Genomic DNA, 20,060 nt, shown 5'->3' with positions numbered 1-20,060 from the left:
ACGGAGGGGGCCGACCCATGCCCGCGAGCGGAGCTGTCACCCGCAACACCTTGCGACAGCAGATCGCGGACGCGCTGCGTGACGAGGTGCTCGCGGGCCGTCTCCAGCCCGGCGAGGAATTCACCGTCAAGCAGATCGCCGAGCAGTACGGCGTGTCCGCGACGCCCGTACGGGAAGCGCTCGTCGACCTCTGCGCGCAGGGGCTCCTCGACTCCGACCAGCACCGCGGCTTCCGCGTCCACCACTACTCGGTCGACGACTACCGGGGCATGGTCGAGGCCCGGATGCTCGTCGTCGACGGCATCTTCCGCCGCCACGCGCCCATGCTCGCGCCGCTCCCGCCGGCCGCCCCGCCCGGCCGCGCCGACGTCCCCGACCACGGCATCGGCGTCGCGCTCGTCTCCGTACGGCGCAGGGGCGAGGCCGCCGCCCGCGCCGCCCGCGCCGGGGACCTCGACATCCTCATCGGCTACGACATCCGCTACTGGCGCGAACTGGGCCGCCTGGTCGCCGCCAACGCCTACATCGCCGACTTCCTGCACAAACTGCGCGTCCAGGCCTGGGTCTTCTCCGTGCCCTACCTGCGCTCCGAGCGGGACCTCCTCGGCTGGCTGTGGGGCGGGCACGTGGAACTCGTCGACGCCATCACGCGCGGCGACGCGGAAGCGGCCGTCGCGGTCGTACGGGACTACAACGCGCACTCGCTGGAATGGGCCGACCGCCTCGAACAGCGGACCCGCTGAACGCCATCGGACCGATAGGTCGGGTTGAGGCCCGGCCTCCCGGGGCAGTTCCTCAGCGGGTGGGCGTCGTCGGTCGCGCCGACTACCCTGGCCGTCCCTGCAACCGACGGAGAGCGAGCCTCCCTTGGCCTGTGACCTGTGGCTGGTCCCCCTCGTCGACGTGCTGTGCCACAGCCCCGACAATCCCTTCGCCGAAGAGATAGCCGTCTTCGACTCGGTGCTCAGCGCGTCCGGTCTGCCCACCGTGCCCGTCTACGCGTACATGCCGGGGCTCTCCGGCGACGTCGCCCCCGTCGCGGGCTTCGACTACGAGGCCCTGCACTTCCTGCGCCGCGCGTACCTCCTCCAGGTGTGCGGGCTGCCGGTCGAGCCGGTCGGCGAGCTCGGCGGGGACTACGAACAGCTCCTGGAGATGTTCGAGGCGACCGCCCAGCAGTCCCACCTGGTCTGGCACTACGACCACGCGGGCGCGTACGTGCCGGTCGACTTCCCGGCGCCGCTCACCACCGACGAACTCCTGGAGGGCGGCGGCCCCCTCGGCTCCTCGTACGGGCTGCTCCGGGAGCTCGAGTTCGTGGCGCCCTCGATCGGCATCGACCCGGCGAACCCGCCCGCGGCCCCGCTGCCGCCGGAGCGCCCGACCTCCCTGGAGGAGCCGGCCGCCCCGGTCCCGCACGACGGCAGCCCCTTCGCCCGGGAGCGCCACGTGTGGCTGGGGCTGCACGCGGCGGCGGTCCGGAGCCTCGCCCAGGGCTCGATGATCATCCTGAGCTGAGCTGTTGCGCCGCTCACCCCGCGCCGCCCCCGGACAGGCCCTAGCGGGCCTCCGGGGGCCGCTGGCGCGGCATGTTCGGCCGGGTGCCGGGCGGCAGCGGGAAACGGCCCGCCGGGTGGTGGCTCTCGGCCCGCGCGGGCACCACGCCCGCCGACTGCAGCGCGAGCGGCGCCGGACCCGAACGGAACTCGACCATCCAGTCCGCGGTCTCCGCCCGGACGAGCTCCGTCACGTCCTCCGAGAAGCGGCGCAGCACCCCCAGACATCGCTCCGCGGCCTCACTGGCGGTGCCCTCCGTGGGTCCCAGGACCTCACGGACGCTCTCCGAGGCCCAGTCGAACTGCAGGGCCTGGAGACGGCGCTGCACGGCCTGCGCGGTCGCCACGTTCCTTATCCAGCCGGACGTCAGGCCGAAGTACCGGTCGCAGGCCATGCAGGCGGCACCCAGCAGCAGCGACAGGTAGCCCCAGCCGGCGGCGCCCGCGGCGACCCCGGTCAGGTCCAGCAGCGGCAGCGCGGCGCCCGCGATCACCCCGGCGGCCGTGCCGACCCGCAGGGCCCGGGCGCAGCGGCGCTTCCAGACACGGTCCGAGAGGTACCACTCCGCCGTGCGGAGGGCTTGGGACTCCACCCAGCGGTACAGCTCGTCGAGCCGTTCCGCCGGCTCACCCCAGTCGCCCAGGGGGAACGGCGTACCGGTCAGATCGCGGTGGACGTCTCCCCCGGGGGGCCCCGGTGGCTGCATCTCCGGCTGCTGGCTCACCGGGGGACTCCTCTGTTCAGCTCAGCGCTCATGTCCTTCTGTGACGTGCGGTGCACGTGGTGCCTGCCCTTCCTACCGCCGAATGGTGGGCGGCGGGCCCGGAATCCCGGGATTTGCGCCCACAAGAGGGTGTTGATCAGGTAGAGGAGGCCGCAGTTTCTCACCCGAAAGAGTGATGGAGGCAGGGCGGGCGGGGACCACGTAGGCTCGGCGTACCGACACATACGGACGTACCGAACTTCGGACGCGACGAACCTCAGGAGTGAGTGACCGTGTTTCCCGGTGGTGGCCAGCCCAACATGCAGCAGCTTCTCCAGCAGGCCCAGAAGATGCAGCAGGACCTCGCCCAGGCGCAGCAGGAACTGGCCGCGACCGAGGTCGACGGCCAGGCGGGCGGCGGCCTCGTGAAGGCGACCGTCACCGGCTCCGGCGAGCTCCGCGGCCTGGTGATCGACCCCAAGGCGGTCGACCCGGAGGACACCGAGACCCTCGCCGACCTGATCGTGGCCGCCGTCCAGGCCGCCAACGACAACGCGCAGCAGCTCCAGCAGGCCAAGCTCGGCCCGCTGGCCCAGGGCATGGGCGGCATGCCGGGCCTGGGCTTCTGAGCCTGCTCTTCTAACGAGCACTTCCAGCCACTACCGTAAGAATCAAGCACTCCCGAGGAGGGCGTTCCGTTGTACGAAGGCGTGGTTCAGGACCTCATCGACGAGCTGGGCAGGCTGCCCGGCGTCGGTCCCAAGAGCGCGCAGCGGATCGCCTTCCACGTCCTCCAGGCCGAGCCGACGGACGTCCGGCGGCTCGCGCACGCGCTCCTGGAGGTCAAGGAGAAGGTCAGGTTCTGCGCGGTCTGCGGCAACGTGGCACAGCAGGAGCAGTGCAACATCTGCCGGGACCCGCGGCGCGACCTCACCGTCATCTGCGTGGTCGAGGAGCCCAAGGACGTCGTGGCGATCGAGCGGACCCGCGAGTTCCGCGGCCGGTACCACGTCCTCGGCGGTGCGATCAGCCCGATCGAGGGCGTCGGCCCGGACGACCTGCGCATCCGCGAGCTGCTCGCGCGGCTCGCGGACGGTGCCGTCACCGAGCTGATCCTCGCGACCGACCCGAACCTGGAGGGCGAGGCCACCGCGACGTACCTGGCGCGGATGATCAAGCCCATGGGGCTGAAGGTGACCCGGCTCGCCAGCGGGCTCCCGGTCGGTGGCGACCTGGAGTACGCGGACGAGGTGACCCTCGGCCGTGCCTTCGAGGGACGGAGGCTGCTAGATGTATGACGACAGGGCCGGTGCGCTCTCAGGGAGGCTGCTCGATGTCTGACGCCACACTGCACTCCGTCACGCAGGACCCCGACGACTTCGCGGTCCAGATCTCCGACTCGATCGAGAGCTTCATCGTCGCGACCACCGAGGTCGCCAAGGGCGACGAGCCGGACAGCGCCGTGCCCTTCCTGCTCCTGGAGATCTCCCAGCTGCTCCTCACGGGCGGCCGGCTCGGCGCGCACGAGGACATCGTCCCCGACGAGCGGTACGAGACCGACACGGGACCCGAGCCGGACGTCGACGACCTGCGCGAGCGGTTCGCGGTGATGCTCGACCCGGTCGACGTCTTCTCCGAGGTCTTCGACCCCTACGAGCCGCGCAAGGCGCCCGTCCCGGCCCGGATCTCCGACAACCTCGCCGACATCGTCACCGACCTCCGCCACGGCCTCGCGCACTACCGCGCGGGCCGCACCAGCGAGGCCCTCTGGTGGTGGCAGTTCTCCTACTTCTCCAACTGGGGCCCCACGGCCTCGGCCACCCTCCGCGCCCTCCAGTCCCTCGTCGCGCACGTCCGCCTCGACCAGCCCCTCGCCGCCCTCGACGGCCTCGACACCGACGAGGACCTCACCGAGGACGACCTCGCCGAGGAAGCCGGCCGCGTGATGCTCGAAGAGATCGCGGCCCCGCTGGGCCTGCGGGGCCGTTCCGTCAAGGGATGATCACTTGCTGAGCTTCGTATCTCAGGATGTGATATACGGTCGGCGTTTCCAGGTCCCTCGATAGACTGAGCCGATCGCAGCGCCGGCTGCGGCACAGACTGAGCGAGGAGCGCACGTGGGCCTTGTCGTGCAGAAGTACGGAGGCTCCTCCGTTGCCGATGCCGAAGGCATCAAGCGCGTCGCCAAGCGAATCGTGGACACCAAGAAGGACGGCCACCAGGTCGTCGTCGTGGTTTCCGCGATGGGCGACACGACGGACGAGCTGATCGATCTCGCCGAGCAGGTATCCCCGATCCCTGCCGGGCGTGAGTTCGACATGCTGCTGACCGCCGGAGAGCGGATCTCCATGGCCCTGCTGGCCATGGCGATCAAAAACCTGGGCCACGAGGCCCAGTCGTTCACGGGCAGCCAGGCAGGCGTCATCACCGACTCGGTCCACAACAAAGCGCGCATCATCGATGTCACGCCGGGCCGGATCCGCACCGCCCTCGACGAGGGCAACATCGCCATCGTCGCGGGCTTCCAGGGCGTGTCCCAGGACAAGAAGGACATCACCACGCTGGGCCGCGGTGGTTCCGACACCACGGCCGTGGCGCTCGCCGCCGCGCTCGACGCCGAGGTCTGCGAGATCTACACCGACGTCGACGGCGTCTTCACGGCCGACCCGCGCGTCGTGAAGAAGGCGAAGAAGATCGACTGGATCTCCTTCGAGGACATGCTGGAGCTCGCCGCATCCGGCTCCAAGGTGCTGCTGCACCGCTGCGTCGAGTACGCGCGCCGCTACAACATCCCGATCCACGTCCGCTCGTCCTTCTCGGGACTCCAGGGCACGTGGGTCAGCAACGAACCGCAAGGGGACCAGAAGGTGGAGCAGGCCATCATCTCGGGTGTCGCCCACGACACCTCCGAGGCGAAGATCACCGTCGTCGGCGTGCCGGACAAGCCGGGCGAGGCCGCGGCCATCTTCCGCGCCGTCGCGGACGCCGAGATCAACATCGACATGATCGTGCAGAACGTGTCCGCGGCCTCCACCGGCCTCACGGACATCTCCTTCACCCTCCCGAAGGCCGAGGGCCGCAAGGCCCTCGACGAGCTGGAGAAGGCGAAGGGCGCGATCGGCTTCGACTCGCTCCGCTACGACGACCAGATCGGCAAGATCTCCCTGGTCGGCGCCGGCATGAAGACGAACCCCGGCGTCACCGCGGACTTCTTCAAGGCGCTGTCCGACGCGGGCGTGAACATCGAGCTCATCTCGACCTCCGAGATCCGCATCTCGGTCGTCACCCGCGCCGACGACGTCAACGAGGCCGTGCGCGCCGTCCACACCGCCTTCGGTCTGGACAGCGACTCGGACGAGGCCGTCGTCTACGGAGGCACCGGCCGATGACGCCGAAGCCGACGCTCGCGGTCGTCGGTGCGACCGGAGCCGTCGGCTCGGTGATGCTCCAGATGCTGTCGCACCACGCGGACGTCTGGGGCGAGATCCGACTCCTCGCCTCCCCGCGCTCGGCGGGCCGCAAGGCCGCCGTGCGCGGGGAGGAGTGCGAGATCCTCGCGCTCTCCGAGGAAGCCCTGGAAGGCGTCGACCTGGCGCTCTTCCTGGCCCCCGAGGCGGTCGCGGCGCAGTGGGCGCCCATCGCCGCCGCCAAGGGCGCCGTCGTCGTGGACACCTCGGCGGCCTTCCGCGCCGACCCCGACGTGCCCCTGGTGGTCCCCGAGACCAACCCCCACGCCGCGCGCGTACGGCCCCGCGGCATCGTGGCGAGCCCCGGCTCCACCACCCTCGCTCTGATCGTCGCCGTGGGCACCCTGCACGCCGAGTTCGGGCTGTCCGAGCTCGTCGTCACCGCCCAGCAGGCCGCGAGCGGCGCCGGCGCCGGACAGGCGGGCGTCGAGGCGCTCCGCGCCCAACTGGGCCTGGTCGCCGGCAGCGACGACCTCGGCACCCACCCCGGTGACGTACGACGGGCCGTCGGCGACAACACCGGCCCCTTCCCCGGGCCCCTCGCGCTCAACGTCCTGCCCTGGTCGGGCACGCCCGGCGCCGACGGGGCCTCCTCGGAGGAGGAGCACGTCCGGGACGAGACCCGCCGGATCCTCGGCCTCCCCGCACTGCGGGTCGCCGTCACCTGCCTCCGCGTGCCCGTCGTGACCGGGCACTCCGTCTCCGTCCACGCGCGCTTCGAGCACCCCGTGCCGGTCGAGCGCGCCCACGAGATCCTGGCGACCTCGCCCGGCGTCGTGCTGTACGACGACCCCGCCGCGGGCGACTTCCCCACCCCCGCCGACGTCGCCGGCACCGACCCCACCTGGGTGGGACGGGTCCGGCGCTCCATGGACGACGAGCGTGCGCTCGACTTCTTCGTCTGCGCCGACAACCTGCGCAAGGGCGCGGCCCTGAACGCCCTTCAGATCGCGGAATCGGTTGTCACAGCTTTGTAGGATCTGTGGACGTCCTGTGAGCAATTAGGCGTCAGATACCTCTTGAACTGCGGTGATGCCGTGGAAGAGGATGCTTTTCCCCCCTGCCGCAACCAACGGCCGGGTGGAGGCGTCTCTGCGTTCACCCACGACCGTGTGGCGCGGAACACGCCGTGAAAGCGGGGCACAGGGGGAGAACGGTTACGCATGAGGACATACGACTCACCGTCAAAAAGGGTGGCGTACGCGTACAACCCTGTCGGGGGGACGTGTGTCCAACAGGCGTGGCAGAGGTACTCGACATCGCGACCATCGCTCCGCTCCGCGGCGCGGGCACAGGCGTGCTCCCCGTGCGGGGCGCCGCCGTGCTCCCCCTGCGCGGAAGTGCCGTCGGCCCCGTACGCGGCCCCGCGGTCCGTCCGTTCAGACGCCCGCGCCCACTCGGCGGGATGCCGGTGATCGCCCCCGTGCCCGCCGCGCCCCGCGCGGCCGGGATGGACGCGATCCCGGCGCCGCGCGCCAGCGCCGAGGGCACCTCGGCCGCCGGAACCACCGTCGACCACCTGACCGAGACCTACCGCGCCCACTACCGGTCGCTGCTCGGTCTCGCCGCGCTGCTCCTCGACGACACGGCCTCCTGCGAGGACGTCGTCCAGGAGGCGTTCATCCGCGTCCACTCGGCCCGCAAGCGCGTCCGCGAGCCCGAGAAGACGCTCGCGTACCTGCGCCAGACCGTCGTGAACCTCTCCCGGTCCGCGCTGCGCCGCCGCATCCTCGGCCTCAAGCTGCTGTCCAAGCCCATGCCGGACATGGCCAGCGCGGAGGAGGGGGCGTACGAGCAGCTGGAGCGCGAGGACCTGATCAAGGCGATGCGCGGCCTCCAGCGGCGCCAGCGCGAGGTGCTCGCCCTGCGGTACTTCTCCGACATGACCGAGGCTCAGGTCGCCGAGACGCTCGGGATATCCCTGGGGTCCGTGAAGGCGTACGGCTCGCGGGGCATCGCGGCGCTGCGCGTCGCGATGGGAGCGACGGCATGAGCGAGACCTCCGGCAGGACACCTGACGAGGTGCCCGAACCGGTGTCCGGCAAGGGACCCGGCAAGGCACCCGACGCGGTGCCCGACGTGGTGCCTGAGGCTGTGCGCGACGCGGTGCCCGACGTGGTGCCCGGCTCCGTGCCCGGCCCGGTGTCAGGTGGGAGGCCCCGTGAGGACGGCGGTGCTCGTGACGAGCACGACGCCCTGGATGAACGCAACGACGTGAGTGGACAGCGCATGGTGAAGATCGAGCCCGGACCCGGCGAGGGCGACGGTGACGACGAACTCGCGCTGCGGCGGCTCTTCCAGGGGGCCGTCGCCGGCCTGGAGCCCTCCGCGGGCTCGCTGGACCACCTGCGCCGTGCCGTCCCCGCGCGCCGCGCCCGCAAGCGCCAGGCCCTCGTCGGCGCCTGCGCCGCCGTCGTCCTCATCGGGACGGCCGTTCCCGCGTTCGTGCACGTCGCCTCCTCGGGCGGCCTCTCCGCGGCCGACGCCGTGAACGCGGGCCACGGCGAGGACGCCCAGGGCGGCACCGGCGCCGAGGCCGGCGCCGAGGGCGGCCAGAGCACCCACGGCCCCGCGACCGGCGTCTCGCCGAGCCAGGGCGCCGGCCAGGGGACCGGCGGCGGGCAGTCGCCGGGCGCCGCCGGCGGGCAGCAGCAGTCGCAGGGCGCGGGCAACGGCTCCGCGTCCCGCTGCGGCCCCGACCAGCTCGGCGTCAGCAGCGAGGGAGCGCAGGGCCCCGACGACCAGGGCAGGTTCTACGGCAACTTCCGCATCGCCAACGTGTCGGGCCGGGACTGCGTCGTCGACGGCAGCGGCGTCGTCGGCTTCGAGGCGCGCGGCGCGGCCGACCCGGGACGGATCGCGGTGGTCCGGCACACCTCGGGGGACAACGGCAGCGGCCTGCCCGACCCCTCGCAGGAGTCCTCCTCGCTCGTCCTGAAGCCCAACGGTTCGTACGAGGTGAAGTTCGTCTGGGTGCCGAGCGAGACCTGTCCGACGACGGGGACCACCCCGACTCCGACGCCGCCCACGCCGACCGAGCAGCCCACCACGCAGCCGCCGACGGTCCCGCCGACCACCACCGCCGACCCCGGCCCCACCACGGGCACCGGAGGCACCGGCACGGCGGGCACGGGCGCGGAGGCGGGCGCGGGTTCCGACGCCGGGACCGGTGTCACGACCCAGCTGCTCCACGAGGACGACGCTCCCGCGGACGGCAGCGTCGTGGTCAGCCACACCGCGGAGCCGGGCGGCCCCACGGCGTCGGCGATCGTCACGAACGCCTGCGCCGGCGTCATCTACCGGACCGGCATCCTGAACGCCTCCTGAGGCGCCGCCGGGACCCACCTGCCAGGGCCGGTGGCCCCGGCCCGGGGAGCTACAGGCCCAGTGCCTCGTCCCGGGACGCCTCCGCCTCGCGGCGCACGAGGCGGAACCACATGAAGACGACGAAGCCGGCGAAGACGAACCACTCCGCCGTGTAGCCGAGGTTCTGGAAGGCCTTCGCGTCCAGGCCGGTGCCCGCCGCGGCGGCGGCCGGTACCGGCGTCAGCCCGGCGGGGGAGTCGGCGAGGGTGATCCAGGCGTCGTAGACGTCGTCCGTCACCACGTTCACCAGGGCCGCCGCGCTGATCATGCCGAGCTGCCCCTCGGGCAGCCCGCCCGCCGCGCTGACGCCCTTCGTGCCCGCGTTCTCCGAGGCCTGGAGCGCGCCCACCACCGTGACCTCGCCGGACGGCGGGGCGGGGGCCTTCGCGCCCGTGGGGAGCCAGCCGCGGACCACCGGCAGGGACCGGCCGCCGTCCGTCCTGAGCAGCGTCAGGACGTACGAGCCGGAGCGGCCGTCCAGCTCGCGGTCGGGGACGAGGAACTGCTCCCCGAACCTGCCGCGGGCTTCCGCCGACCGGCCCGAGGTCTCCGTGTCCACCGGCAGCAGGGACGCCAGCGGCTCCGCCTTCAGCGAGCTCGCGGCGGGCCGCTGCTCGGCCTCCTGATGGGAGTCGACGCGGTCCTCGAACTTGCCGAGCTGCCAGGTGCCCATGAAGACGCAGAACGGGATCGCGAGGAGGACGAACGCGTTGATCCCCCACCAGCGGGGCGTTCTCAGGAACCGGTACACGCCCCCACGGTACGCAAGCCCGCCCCGCCCCCCGTCGGCCGGGTCCCCGCGCGGCCGTCGGTCAGGCCGGGCCGGACACCCCCAGGTGCTTCGCGGCGAAAGCCAGGTCCAGGCCGACCTGCTTGATCCGCTCCTCCACCACCAGCGAGCCGTGGCCCGCGTCGTACCGGTACACCTCGTGGACCGCGCCCCGGGCCGCCAGCCGGTCCACGTAGTTGTCGATCTGCCGGATCGGGCAGCGCGGGTCGTTGACGCCGGCCGAGACGTGCACCGGGGCCTTCACCGCGTCCACGTACGTCAGCGGCGACGAGGCCGCGTACCGCTCGGGCACCTCCTCCGGCGAACCGCCGAGCAGGGTCCGGTCCAGCGCCTTGAGGGCCTCCATCTCGTCCTCGTACGCCGTGACGTAGTCCGCGACCGGGACCGCCGCCAGGCCCACCGCCCAGTCGTCCGGCTGGGTGCCCAGGCCGAGGAGCGTGAGGTAGCCGCCCCAGGAGCCGCCGGACAGGACGAGGCGCGACGGGTCGGCGAGGCCGCTCGCCACCGCCCAGGCGCGGACCGCGGCGATGTCCTCCAGCTCGATCAGGCCGACCCGGTGCTTGAGCGCGTCGGTCCACTCGCGGCCGTACCCCGTCGAGCCGCGGTAGTTGACCCGCACCACCGCGTACCCGTGGTCCACCCAGGCCGCCGGTCCCGACGCGAAGGCGTCGCTGTCGTGCCAGGCCGGACCCCCGTGCACCTCGAAGATCGTGGGGAAGGGGCCCTCGCCCTCCGCCGGGCGCTGCACGAGCGCGTGGACCCGGCCGCCGGGCCCGTCCACCCACACGTCCTCCACGGGCACCGACGGCGGAGCCTTCGCGCCGGGCGGGTCGAGGACGACACCGCCGGCCGTGGAGCGCACCACCGGCGGCTCGGCGGCCGACGACCACAGGTACTCGACGCTGCCGTCGGGCCGGGCCGTCGCACTCGACACCGAACCGGCCGGGGTCTCCACCCGGACCAGGGCGCCGGTGGCGATCTCGTACCGCCAGAGCTCGCTGCGCGCCTCGAAGCTGTGCACGATCAGCAGCCCGGAGCCGTCCGGGTACCACTCCGCCGACACGTCGCCCGGCAGGTCGAGCCGGAGGTCGGTCTCGGTGCCCGCCGCCACGTCCCACAGCATCGGCTCCCAGCGGCCGCGCCGCTGGTGCCCGACGAGCAGCCGGGTGTCCCCCGCCGCCGGGGCGAAGCCGAGGACCGTGAGCCCCAGCTCCTCCGTGCCGCCCTTGGTGTCGTCGAGGTCGGCGAGGACGGCCGCGTCCGAGGCGCGCAGCACGCGCAGCGCCGAGTGCATCGCGTCGCCGTGCTCGGTGTGCTCGATCGCGATCAGCGCGCCGTCGTACGAGAGGTCGCCGACCCCGGCCGACTCCCGGTGCCGGTAGATCTCGACGGGGGCGCCGGCCCCGGGGCGTACGAGATGGACCGTGGAGCCGTCCTCGTCCGTGGAGCGGCCGACCACGAGCGTGCCCTCGCGGCCGATGGCGAGTCCGGCCGGGTAGGAGGCGTCGAGGCCGGGCACGGCGGGCTCGTCGGGGCCGCCGGCGAACGGCTGGCGCATCCACACCCCGAACTCGTCCCCGTCGGTGTCCGCGAACCACCAGACCCACGCACCGTCCGGGGACAGCGTGCCGTCCGTCGTGCCGTTCGGCCGGTCCGTGACCTGCCGCTGGGCGCCGCTCGCCCGGTCCCAGGCGTACAGCTCGTACGTCCCCGTCGCGTTGGAGACGAACAGCGAGCGGTCGGGGGCCTCCTCGGCCCACTCGGGCAGGGAGACGCGCGGTGCGCGGAAGCGCCGCTCCCACGCAGGGGTCTCCGCGGGGAGCTCGGGGTTCTTGCTCTCAGTCATGGACCCATGATGCTCCGGCCGGCGGACGATTCGGGTCGCGTCCTCCCCGGCCTGTGGATAACCTCGCCGACATGTACTCTCCGACCCCCGAAGACTGGCTCGAGGCCAACCGCGCGCGCTGGGACGAGCGCGTCCCGATCCACGCCGCGAGCGAGTTCTACGACCTCGACGCCTTCCGCGCGGGCAAGGACGCCCTGCGCGACTTCGAGCTCGCGGAGGTCGGTGACGTCACCGGGCGCTCCCTGCTGCACCTGCAGTGCCACATCGGCCTCGACACGCTCTCCTGGGCCCGGCACGGCGCCGCGCACGTCGTCGGCCTGGACTTCTCCGAGCCGGCCGTCGAGACGGCCCGCTCGCTCGCGACCGACCTGGGCCTCTCGCAGGACCGGGCCGCGTTCGTCGCCGCCGACGTGTACGACGCCGCGGAGGCCGTCCCGGACCGCGCGTACGACATCGTCTACACCGGCAGCGGGGCGCTGTGCTGGCTCCCGGACATCGACCGCTGGGCGGAGATCGCCGCCTCGCTCGTCGCGCCCGGCGGCTTCCTCTACGTGGCGGAGTTCCACCCGCTGACCGATTCGCTCGACGACGAGACCGGCAGCCGGATCGTCCATGACTACTTCGTCCGCGAGCCCTGGGTGGACACCTCCCCGGGCACGTACGCCGATCTCGACGCGGCCACCGTCCACAACCGCAGCGTGGAGTGGGTGCACCCGGTCGGCGAGGTCGTCACGGCGCTCGCCAAGGCCGGTCTGCGGATCGAGTTCCTGCACGAGCACGAGGCGTCGCTGTTCCCGCGCTACGGCGCGCTCCAGCGGCACGAGGACGGCTACTACCGCTTCCCCGCGGACCGTCCCCGCATCCCCCTGATGTACTCGATCAAGGCCTCCCGCCCGGCCTGACCGTCACGAAGACTCCGGTGACCCGCCGAGCCTGACCGCCCGTCAGCGGGCTTCGGCGGGTCTCGGCGGGCCTGAGCCGGGCCTCAGGGGGCGCAGTAGGGCCGTACGTGGTGCGTCCGCCGGCCGTCGGGGCCGAGGACCTGTGCGCCTATCTTGTGGGTGCGGAGCGACAGCGAGGTGCCCGCGACGCGGAGTGCCGGGGCGGCCCGCACCATGGCCGCCGTGATGTCGTGGAGTTCGTCGACGGTACGGAGCCACATGGCGAGGGCCAGGTTGTGCGGCCCGGTGACCGAGGTGATCACGCGGGTCTGCCGCAGTCGGGCCAGCGCGGCCACGGTCGCCGGGACGTCGAGCGGCGGGACGTCGGCCGTGACCATCGCCCAGACCGGGCGCCCGGAGAACCGGGGGGCCGCCTGGCAGTGCTGGTGGAGCACGCCGGCGCCGGTGAGGGCGTCCAGTCTGCGGCGCACGGTGGACTCGCTCGTGCCGCACTGCCGGGCGAGCTCGGCGGCGCTGCGGCGGGCGTCCCCGGCCAGTTCCGCGACCAGTCGCCGGTCGAGCTCGGTCACGTACGGGTACGCGCGCGTGTGCGCGGAGCGGGGCCGCCGGTCGCCGTTCACGGCCTCGGCGAGCAGCTGGGCCTGGGACGGCGGGAGTTGTTCGATCCGTGACCGGTAGGGGCGGTTGTGCAGCCGTGTGACGACCTGGGTGCGGGACCGGAGCACTCCGGGCAGTCGGCGGATGCGGTCCGCGAGGTAGGCGTCGAGCGCGTACAGGTCGGGCCAGACCACGAGGAGCACGAGGTCGGCGTCGCCGGTCACCTGGTGGACGCCGAGGGTGCAGGGGTCGCCGGCGACCTGGATCGCGGTGGCCTCCGCGTCGCCGGGGACGCACTCAAGCTCGACCCAGGCGTACAGCGTGGCGTCCGTGCCGAGACGGGCCGCGAGCAGCGAGTTCCAGGCGTAGCCGCCGGAATTGAGGTGCTCCCAGCGCCGGGCGAGGGTGTCGGGGCTCGTCCCCAGAACCCCCGCCAGCTGGGTCCAGCTGGCGCGCGGGGCGATCTGCAGTGCGTGGATCAATGACAGATCCGCTTCTCCCAGGACGGATTCCCCGGTATCCATGTACCTCCTTGGTCGATCCCGGCCAATCCCTGGGTGTGGGCTGCGGGAAGCCCCAGGATGTGGACCAGGGCAAATGCATTCAAGCCGCGACGGTGGCTGATTTCCATTAAATCCGTCCTAAGTCACAGGAGAGGGACGGGGAAGGAACACGGGGGCTGCGGCGCATGTGGGCAGGGGAATCGGCGGAAAACGAAATGTTGTGGGGCGAACCGGTCGGCCTTGACCAGCTCGCCGCGGCCGAGCGCGGCTACGAGAGCGCCGGACCGGCCGAACAGCTCCTGTGGGAGCGGCTGTCCGTCTTCGAAGGCGCCTTCGGCCGGGACGCCGTCCGCGAGGTCTGCGCCTCCGGCTCGCTGCCCGCCGCGGAGGTCCAGGAGGTCCTCGACCGCCTCGCGCCCCTCGCGCTCCTCCCCGTCGACGACCTCTTCGACGGCGAGGACGGCCTGCCCCGCTACTGGATGCCGCATCCCATGCGGGCCGTCGGCGCCCGCCGGCTCACGGCGCGCGGAGACCGCTGGGTGGTCGTCCTGCACCACCGCAGGTGGTGCGTGAAGCTGGCCCGGCGGGCCGCCGACTGGTGGCAGCGGGGACGGCAGCTCGACGCCAGGGACCTCGCCCTGCGGGAACTCCCCGACCTGGCCGCCGCCATGGACCCGACGACCGCGCCGCTGTCGCCGAGCACCGAGGCCGACACCGCCGTCGAGATCGCCGTCTCCCTGTGGTTCCTGTGGGTGGCCTGCGGGCGGATCGCCGAGGGCCGCACCCGGCTGCGGCACGCCCTCAGCCTGCACCCGGGCCCGGTGCCCGCCCGTGCCCTGTGGCTCGCGGCCTTCCTGGAGCTGGAGTCGGGCCGCCCCGAGGACGCCGACCCGCTCCTCGCCCAGTCGTGGGCGGCTGCCGTGCGGGACGGGGACGACCGCTGCCTGGCGCTCCTGGCCCATCTGCGCGGCGCGACCGCCCTCTACCAGGGGCGTACGCGCGCGGCGGCGGCCGAATTCCGGGACGCGCTGGCGCTGATGGGGGAGCACCCGGAGTTCGGGCCGACCCGCCAGGCGTGCTGGGTCGGCCTCGCCCTCTCCCTGTGCCGCTCCGACCCGGAGGCGGCGCAGGAGGCGCTGGACCAGGGCGACCTGGACGGCGTGAGCCGGCGGGCCTGGGTGGGCCGCGACCTGTTCGCCGATGCCTGGGCGTATCACGTACGGGCCGAACTCGTCGCCTGGGACGGCGACCGGGAGCGGGCCGCCGGCTACGCCCGCCGGGCCCTGCGCGAGCACCTGCGGCTCGGCTCCGCCGTGGGCGCGGCCTGCGCGGCGGAACTCCTGGCCCAGATGCGGGCGCTGGAGGGGCAGCACGACGTGGCGGCCCATCTGCTGGGCGCGGTCGACCTGTTGCGGACCTCGGTCTTCGACTCCTCGTACCGCCCGGCGGAGTACTGCATGGTGACACGCGCCCGCGGGGAGGCCGCCCTCCGGGCGCTGCTCGACGACCCCGAGCTGAGGAGCGCGTACGAAGAGGGCGCGAGGCGGGGCCTGTTCATGCTGGCGGGCGAGGTCTAGCACCCCCCTCTGTCGGTCGTGGTGTCTACGATGTCGGCATGCTCGCCTTCGTCGTGGCCGCCGTGTTCCTGCTGCTCTTCGGGGCCGGTGTGCGGCGCGACCGGCGCCGCTTCGGCAACGCCGTGTACCTCGGCCTCGCCGTCACCTTCCTCGGCCTCGGGCTCCTCACGGGCATCGACGACGCCCCGCCCGGCGTCGCCGAGACGGTGATGATCACCGTGCTGCTCGCCCTCGGCCTGGGCCCGGTCGTCCTCGCCGGACTGCTCTGCGCGAACGGCGTGAAGATGGTCCGCAAGGAGGGCAGAAGCCCGGCCAACCTGCTCGCGCTCCTCGCCGGCGCCGGCATGTTCGCCGTGATGGGCCTCGCCGTCACGGCGGCCGTCACCCGCTCACCAGCCCTCGGCGTCCTCGTCGGCACCGCCCTGCTCGTGCTGGCCTACGTCTCGTTCCTCTTTCTCTGCTTCGTCGGCTACGCCTACCTGTACGGCCGGATGCGGATCCGCCGCGACGCCGACTACGTCGTGGTCCTCGGCTCCGGGCTGATCGGCGGCCGCCGCGTGCCGCCCCTCCTCGCGAGCCGCCTCGACCGGGGTCGGCAGGTCTACGAGATGCTGGCCGCGCGCGGTGGGAACGCACCCGTCCTCATCACCTCCGGCGGGCAGGGCCCCGACGAGGAGGTGCCCGAGTCCCACGCGATGGCCGACTACCTCGTCGAGCGCGGCTTCCCGGCCGGCGCGGTGGTGCGCGAGGACCGCTCGCGCACCACCGAGGAGAACATGCTGCTCAGCAAGGAACTGATGGAGCGGGACCGGCCCGGCTCCTCCTGCGTCATCGTCACCAACAACTTCCACGCCTTCCGGGCCGCCCTGGAGGCCCGCCGGGCGGGCCTGGACGGCCAGGTGGTGGGCTCGCCGACCGCCGCCTACTTCTGGCCGTCGGCGACCATCCGCGAGTTCGTCGCGGTCTTCCTCCAGTACAAGGTGGTCAACCTCGGGATCTGCCTCACGCTGATCCTGCTGGGCTTCCTGGCGTGGGTCGTGAGCTGAGAGCGGCCCGTCCGGTCCGTCACGGCCTCCTCACGGGGTGACGATCGGGAACCGGGGGTCGGGCTTCGTCACGTACGAGAAGAGGCGGGCGAGCAGTGCCGCGTCCCCCTCCACGCCGATCCCGAGCTCCTCGGGACTCTTCCCGGCGAGGAGGCCGAGGAGCTGGGCCTTCCCCCCGAGGGTGAGGGTGAGCCCGGCGGGCGTCCGCGGCGCGGCGACCACCCGGTGCGTCAGGGCTCCGTTGTGCAGGGTGAGGCGCCGCCGCTCGCCCGCGTCCGTGGGGACGTCGAGCAGGACCAGGTCGATCGTCAGGTCGTCGTCCCAGGCGCGCGGGCCGTCGATCGCGACGGCCACCGAGTCGATCAGCATCGGGACGGTGAGGGCCATCGCCATCTCGGGGTTGGTCATGTCGACCATGTCGCCCCCGACGCCCTCGCGGAGCTCCTGGGCGCCGCGCAGGTAGAAGTTGCGCCAGGTGGCGTTCTCGGCGCCGTACCCGAGGCGCTGGTACACCCCGGCGAGCACCTCCTTGGCCTCCGCGTTGCCGGGGTCGGCGAAGACCAGGTGGTCGAGGAGGGTCGCGGCGAAGCGCAGGTCGCCGTCCTCGGCGTACGCCCGGGCCTTGGCGAGCGCGTCGGCGGGCCCGCCGGCCACCTCCACGTACCGCCGCGCCAGCTCCACGGGCGGCTGCTCCCAGAGATGGGCCGGGTTACCGTCGTACCAGCCGAGGTAGCGCTGGTAGATCGCCTTGGTGTTGTGGCTGAGCGAGCCGTAGTAGCCGCGGCCGTGCCAGGCCTTCTCCAGGGCGGGCGGCAGCTCGATCAGCTCGGCGATCTCGACGCCCGTGTGCCCCGCGTTCAGCAGGCGGAGGGTCTGGTCGTGCATGTACGCGTAGAGGTCGCGCTGCTCGGCGAGGAACGCCACCACGTTGTCGTGGCCCCAGGTGGGCCAGTGGTGGGAGGCGAAGCCGACGTCGTACCGCCCGTGGAAGTACTCGATGGCCTCGTCCAGGTAGTGCGACCAGATCCGGGAGTCGCGGACGACCGCGCCGCGCAGGGTGAGCACGTTGTGCATGTTGTGCGTGGCGTTCTCCGCCAGGCACAGGGCGCGGTGGTCGGGGAAGAGGAAGTTCATCTCGGCCGGCGCCTCGGTGCCCGGCGTGAGCTGGAAGACGATCCGCACCCCGTCGACCGTCTCCTCCTGCCCCGTCTCCGTGATGTCCACGGTCGGCGGGATCAGGCTGATGGTGCCGGTGGAGGTGCCCTGCCCGAGCCCCACGCCGATCTGGCCGTCCGGGGCCTTCGGGAGCCCGACGCCGTACATGTAGCTCGCCCGGCGGGTCATCGCGTTGCCCGCGTACACGTTCTCGCTGACCGCGTGCTCCAGGAAGCCCGCGGGCGCGAGGATCGGCACGCCCTCCTCGGTGCCGTGCGGGAGGACGCCCCGGACACCGCCGAAGTGGTCGCCGTGCGAGTGCGTGTAGATCACCCCGGTGACCGGCCGGTCACCGCGGTGCTCCCGGTACAGCGCGAGGGCGGCGGCCGCCGTCTCCACGGAGATCAGCGGGTCGATGACGACGATCCCGCGCTCGCCCTCGACGATCGTCATGTTCGAGATGTCCAGGCCGCGGACCTGGTAGATCCCCTCGGTGACCGCGTACAGACCCTGCCGCGCGCAGAGCCGGCCCTGCCGCCACAGACTGGGGTGAGCGGTGTCCGGGCACTCCGCCTTGAGGAAGTCGTAGGCGTCGTTGTCCCAGACCACACGGCCGGCCTCGTCCGTCACGACGCCTGGGACGAGCGAGCCGAGGAATCCGCGGTCGGCGTTGTCGAAGTCGGTCGTGTCCTCGAAGGAGGGAAGGATGTCGCTCATGTATCCGGGGGCTCCGTTCCGCGCGGGCGGTGGTTCGGCGTACCGGTCCATCTGAACACCGGGCCACTACGACCGCACTTCGGAGCGGCGGGACCGCCGGACCGTACCTACTCTGGAGATACGCGTCCCACTCCGGCGGCACGGAGGTGGCCCATGAGGGCACGCCACCACTTCCACATCGACTATCTCGGGCACTCGGTCTCCGCGACCGTGCAGACCGGTCACACCCCCGTCGTCGAGGTCCTCGTCGACGGCAAGGAGACCGGCTACGCCACGACCAAGGACGACCGGCCCGTCACCGTTCCCGTCGAGCTCCCGACCGACCCGCCGACCCCCGTCACGGTACGGGCGACCCCGGGGCCCGGCGTCCCGCGCTGCCTGCTCCTCGCCACGGCGGACGGAGAGGGGCAGGTGATGGCCCCGAGGCTGTACTGAGACCGGGCCGGCCCGGCTCCGGAGCGGTCGGCACCGACCGGCGCTGACCGGGACCCGGCGCCGGCTCAGGAGAGCCAGGCCATCCCGATGATCAGGAAGACGACGAACGCGATGGCCCCCGCCACCGCCGCCGTCTTCCGCGGCCGCCGTCTGGACAGCTCGGCGAGCCCCCCGCCGGCGCCGCCCGGCCGCTCCCGCCTGCGCGAGGCGGCGGCGGGCGCGGCCATGGGCCCGGTCGAGGGCCGGGACGCCGAGCGGGACGCCGAGCGGGACGCGGAGCCGTGCGTGGACGCGGCCCCGTGCATCGGCGCCGTTCCCGGCATGGGCGCGCCCCCGTGCGCGGACTGCGCGGCCCCCGGCATCGGCGCCGAGCCCCTCCTCGGCATCGGGGACGACATCGGCGCGGCGGTCCGCGTCGACATCGGCGCGGCCGCCGGGGTGGGCTGCGGGTACGCCCGCCACGCCCCGGAGGAGAACCAGTCCGCGATCGACTGCGCCGAGGGCCGCTGCTCCGGCCGCTTGGCCAGCAGGCTCAGCAGGTACGTCTCGAACTCGGGCGGCAGCGCCGCCCCGAGCCGGGTCGGCGGCACCGGCGGGGTGTCGATGTGCTGGTACAGCAGAGCCGTGGCGGTGTCCGCCCGGAACGGCGGTCGGCCGGTGAGCAGTTGGTAGAGCACGCAGCCCAGCGAGTACACGTCGGAGGCGGACGAGGCCGGCTGCCCGAGGGCCCGCTCCGGTGCCAGGTACAGCCCCGTGCCCACGATCTGACCCGTCGTCGTGAGCGCCGCCGACGGGTCGTCGACGAACCGGGCGATGCCGAAGTCGGCCAGCTTCACCGTCCCGTCGGCGTCCACGAGCAGGTTCCCCGGCTTGATGTCCCGGTGCACCACGCCCTGCCGGTGCGCGGCCGCGAGTCCGGCGGCTGCGTGCGCGGCCACCACGGCGACCCGCTCGGCGGGCAGCAGCAGCGGGTCGGACGGACTCCCCGCGAGGCTGTCCCCCTCGACCAACTCCATGACGAGGAAGAGCTTTCCGTCCCACGTTCCGAAGTCGAAGACGCCCACCACGTGCGGGTGGCTCAGCCGTGCCGCGGTCTGCGCCTCCAGGCGGAACCGTTCGGCGGCCGACGGGTCGGTCCCCTGCGCCAGCATGAGCTTCACGGCCACGGCCCGCCCGAGCACCTCGTCGGTGGCCTGCCACACCTCGCCCATGCCGCCCCGGCCGATACACACATGAAGCCGATATCGGTCCGCGACCAGCACCTGGAGACCACCCTTTCGACGATCGATCAACCTGACGGAAGGGGACAAGCGTAGAGCCGTCCGCCCCGACCCCTCGCGCCGCTCCCCTCCCAGCGGACCTCCGGACGTGACGACCCGCCAGGAGTGAAGGCCTGCCG

General features: G+C 72.9%; 19 protein-coding genes. 13 read left to right on the top strand and 6 right to left on the bottom strand.

The window, feature by feature from the left end; translation table 11 throughout:
• Window positions 1-17 precede the first annotated feature (17 nt).
• Together MRBLMG1_RS11675 and MRBLMG1_RS11670 are read left to right on the top strand one after the other, a co-directional pair.
• Complete coding sequence (locus MRBLMG1_RS11675; RefSeq protein WP_367823367.1) at window positions 18-743, top strand: GntR family transcriptional regulator; 726 nt, start codon at window positions 18-20, stop codon at window positions 741-743.
• A gap of 124 nt (window positions 744-867) precedes the next feature.
• Window positions 868-1,518, top strand: a complete 651-nt coding sequence (locus MRBLMG1_RS11670; protein WP_367823366.1) for a hypothetical protein — start codon at window positions 868-870, stop codon at window positions 1,516-1,518.
• 40 nt (window positions 1,519-1,558) lie between these two features.
• Here MRBLMG1_RS11670 and MRBLMG1_RS11665 read toward each other — a convergent pair whose 3' ends face one another.
• A complete protein-coding gene (locus MRBLMG1_RS11665; RefSeq protein ID WP_367823692.1) occupies window positions 1,559-2,263 on the bottom strand; it encodes an SLATT domain-containing protein in 705 nt (234 codons plus the stop codon).
• Window positions 2,264-2,553: 290 nt separating this feature from the next.
• Between MRBLMG1_RS11665 and MRBLMG1_RS11660 the strand changes: the two genes are divergently transcribed.
• The 7 genes from MRBLMG1_RS11660 (at window position 2,554) to MRBLMG1_RS11630 (ending at window position 9,054) form a co-directional block, all read left to right on the top strand.
• Complete coding sequence (locus tag MRBLMG1_RS11660; protein ID WP_367823691.1) at window positions 2,554-2,889, top strand: YbaB/EbfC family nucleoid-associated protein; 336 nt, start codon at window positions 2,554-2,556, stop codon at window positions 2,887-2,889.
• 69 nt (window positions 2,890-2,958) lie between these two features.
• Window positions 2,959-3,558: a recombination mediator RecR gene (gene recR, locus MRBLMG1_RS11655; RefSeq protein WP_033202382.1), complete on the top strand. Its 600-nt coding sequence runs from the start codon at window positions 2,959-2,961 to the stop codon at window positions 3,556-3,558.
• A gap of 35 nt (window positions 3,559-3,593) precedes the next feature.
• Window positions 3,594-4,262 carry a DUF5063 domain-containing protein gene (locus MRBLMG1_RS11650; protein WP_367823364.1) on the top strand — a complete coding sequence of 223 codons (669 nt, stop codon included), beginning with the start codon at window positions 3,594-3,596 and terminating at the stop codon, window positions 4,260-4,262.
• Window positions 4,263-4,377: 115 nt separating this feature from the next.
• On the top strand, window positions 4,378-5,649 hold the full coding sequence (locus MRBLMG1_RS11645; protein ID WP_367823362.1) for an aspartate kinase: 1,272 nt from the start codon (window positions 4,378-4,380) through the stop codon (window positions 5,647-5,649).
• Window positions 5,646-6,704, top strand: a complete 1,059-nt coding sequence (locus tag MRBLMG1_RS11640) for an aspartate-semialdehyde dehydrogenase (RefSeq protein ID WP_367823361.1) — start codon at window positions 5,646-5,648, stop codon at window positions 6,702-6,704. Before MRBLMG1_RS11645 ends, MRBLMG1_RS11640 begins: the two co-directional genes overlap by 4 nt.
• A 263-nt stretch (window positions 6,705-6,967) precedes the next feature.
• Complete coding sequence (locus tag MRBLMG1_RS11635) at window positions 6,968-7,720, top strand: SigE family RNA polymerase sigma factor (protein ID WP_367823359.1); 753 nt, start codon at window positions 6,968-6,970, stop codon at window positions 7,718-7,720.
• Complete coding sequence (locus tag MRBLMG1_RS11630; protein ID WP_367823357.1) at window positions 7,717-9,054, top strand: hypothetical protein; 1,338 nt, start codon at window positions 7,717-7,719, stop codon at window positions 9,052-9,054. Before MRBLMG1_RS11635 ends, MRBLMG1_RS11630 begins: the two co-directional genes overlap by 4 nt.
• A gap of 49 nt (window positions 9,055-9,103) precedes the next feature.
• Here MRBLMG1_RS11630 and MRBLMG1_RS11625 read toward each other — a convergent pair whose 3' ends face one another.
• Both MRBLMG1_RS11625 and MRBLMG1_RS11620 read right to left on the bottom strand, forming a co-directional pair.
• Window positions 9,104-9,844 carry an SURF1 family protein gene (locus MRBLMG1_RS11625; RefSeq protein ID WP_367823355.1) on the bottom strand — a complete coding sequence of 247 codons (741 nt, stop codon included), beginning with the start codon at window positions 9,842-9,844 and terminating at the stop codon, window positions 9,104-9,106.
• Window positions 9,845-9,905: 61 nt separating this feature from the next.
• Window positions 9,906-11,729: a S9 family peptidase gene (locus MRBLMG1_RS11620; RefSeq protein ID WP_367823353.1), complete on the bottom strand. Its 1,824-nt coding sequence runs from the start codon at window positions 11,727-11,729 to the stop codon at window positions 9,906-9,908.
• 71 nt (window positions 11,730-11,800) lie between these two features.
• On the opposite strand from MRBLMG1_RS11620, the gene MRBLMG1_RS11615 reads away from it, so the two are divergent.
• Entirely contained in the window at window positions 11,801-12,631 is an 831-nt protein-coding gene (locus tag MRBLMG1_RS11615) for a class I SAM-dependent methyltransferase (protein ID WP_367823351.1), read from the top strand.
• 83 nt (window positions 12,632-12,714) lie between these two features.
• Here MRBLMG1_RS11615 and MRBLMG1_RS11610 read toward each other — a convergent pair whose 3' ends face one another.
• The gene (locus tag MRBLMG1_RS11610) at window positions 12,715-13,752 is read right to left on the bottom strand and encodes an Lrp/AsnC family transcriptional regulator (RefSeq protein ID WP_367823349.1); all 1,038 of its coding nucleotides are present in this window, start codon (window positions 13,750-13,752) and stop codon (window positions 12,715-12,717) included.
• Between the two features lie 194 nt (window positions 13,753-13,946).
• Here MRBLMG1_RS11610 and MRBLMG1_RS11605 point away from each other — a divergent pair, with 194 nt between their 5' ends.
• Entirely contained in the window at window positions 13,947-15,308 is a 1,362-nt protein-coding gene (locus MRBLMG1_RS11605; protein ID WP_367823347.1) for a tetratricopeptide repeat protein, read from the top strand.
• A 38-nt stretch (window positions 15,309-15,346) separates the two neighbouring features.
• On the top strand, window positions 15,347-16,354 hold the full coding sequence (locus MRBLMG1_RS11600) for a YdcF family protein (RefSeq protein WP_367823345.1): 1,008 nt from the start codon (window positions 15,347-15,349) through the stop codon (window positions 16,352-16,354).
• 30 nt (window positions 16,355-16,384) lie between these two features.
• Here MRBLMG1_RS11600 and MRBLMG1_RS11595 read toward each other — a convergent pair whose 3' ends face one another.
• On the bottom strand, window positions 16,385-18,226 hold the full coding sequence (locus tag MRBLMG1_RS11595; RefSeq protein WP_367823343.1) for an alkyl/aryl-sulfatase: 1,842 nt from the start codon (window positions 18,224-18,226) through the stop codon (window positions 16,385-16,387).
• Between the two features lie 153 nt (window positions 18,227-18,379).
• Here MRBLMG1_RS11595 and MRBLMG1_RS11590 point away from each other — a divergent pair, with 153 nt between their 5' ends.
• Window positions 18,380-18,661 (top strand): hypothetical protein, encoded by a 282-nt coding sequence (locus MRBLMG1_RS11590; protein ID WP_367823341.1) that lies wholly within the window; start codon window positions 18,380-18,382, stop codon window positions 18,659-18,661.
• 65 nt (window positions 18,662-18,726) lie between these two features.
• Here MRBLMG1_RS11590 and MRBLMG1_RS11585 read toward each other — a convergent pair whose 3' ends face one another.
• A complete protein-coding gene (locus MRBLMG1_RS11585) occupies window positions 18,727-19,923 on the bottom strand; it encodes a serine/threonine-protein kinase (protein WP_367823340.1) in 1,197 nt (398 codons plus the stop codon).
• Between the last annotated feature and the right edge of the window lie 137 nt (window positions 19,924-20,060).

Origin of the sequence: Streptomyces sp. LMG1-1-1.1 (assembly GCF_040815545.1) — a bacterium.
Taxonomy (GTDB): Bacteria; Actinomycetota; Actinomycetes; order Streptomycetales; family Streptomycetaceae; genus Streptomyces.
This window is presented reverse-complemented; position numbering and strand designations above follow the sequence as displayed.

What these genes read in the sequence shown, in the direction of transcription:
- MRBLMG1_RS11675 (WP_367823367.1), top strand. Translation starts at nt 18, where the DNA reads ATGCCCGCGAGCGGAGCTGTCACCCGCAACACCTTGCGACAGCAGATC.
- MRBLMG1_RS11630 (WP_367823357.1), top strand. Translation starts at nt 7,717, where the DNA reads ATGAGCGAGACCTCCGGCAGGACACCTGACGAGGTGCCCGAACCGGTG.
- MRBLMG1_RS11665 (WP_367823692.1), bottom strand. Translation starts at nt 2,263, where the DNA reads ATGCAGCCACCGGGGCCCCCCGGGGGAGACGTCCACCGCGATCTGACC.
- MRBLMG1_RS11640 (WP_367823361.1), top strand. Translation starts at nt 5,646, where the DNA reads ATGACGCCGAAGCCGACGCTCGCGGTCGTCGGTGCGACCGGAGCCGTC.
- MRBLMG1_RS11600 (WP_367823345.1), top strand. Translation starts at nt 15,347, where the DNA reads ATGCTCGCCTTCGTCGTGGCCGCCGTGTTCCTGCTGCTCTTCGGGGCC.
- MRBLMG1_RS11610 (WP_367823349.1), bottom strand. Translation starts at nt 13,752, where the DNA reads ATGGATACCGGGGAATCCGTCCTGGGAGAAGCGGATCTGTCATTGATC.
- MRBLMG1_RS11615 (WP_367823351.1), top strand. Translation starts at nt 11,801, where the DNA reads ATGTACTCTCCGACCCCCGAAGACTGGCTCGAGGCCAACCGCGCGCGC.
- MRBLMG1_RS11605 (WP_367823347.1), top strand. Translation starts at nt 13,947, where the DNA reads ATGTTGTGGGGCGAACCGGTCGGCCTTGACCAGCTCGCCGCGGCCGAG.
- MRBLMG1_RS11595 (WP_367823343.1), bottom strand. Translation starts at nt 18,226, where the DNA reads ATGAGCGACATCCTTCCCTCCTTCGAGGACACGACCGACTTCGACAAC.
- MRBLMG1_RS11620 (WP_367823353.1), bottom strand. Translation starts at nt 11,729, where the DNA reads ATGACTGAGAGCAAGAACCCCGAGCTCCCCGCGGAGACCCCTGCGTGG.
- MRBLMG1_RS11590 (WP_367823341.1), top strand. Translation starts at nt 18,380, where the DNA reads ATGAGGGCACGCCACCACTTCCACATCGACTATCTCGGGCACTCGGTC.
- MRBLMG1_RS11650 (WP_367823364.1), top strand. Translation starts at nt 3,594, where the DNA reads ATGTCTGACGCCACACTGCACTCCGTCACGCAGGACCCCGACGACTTC.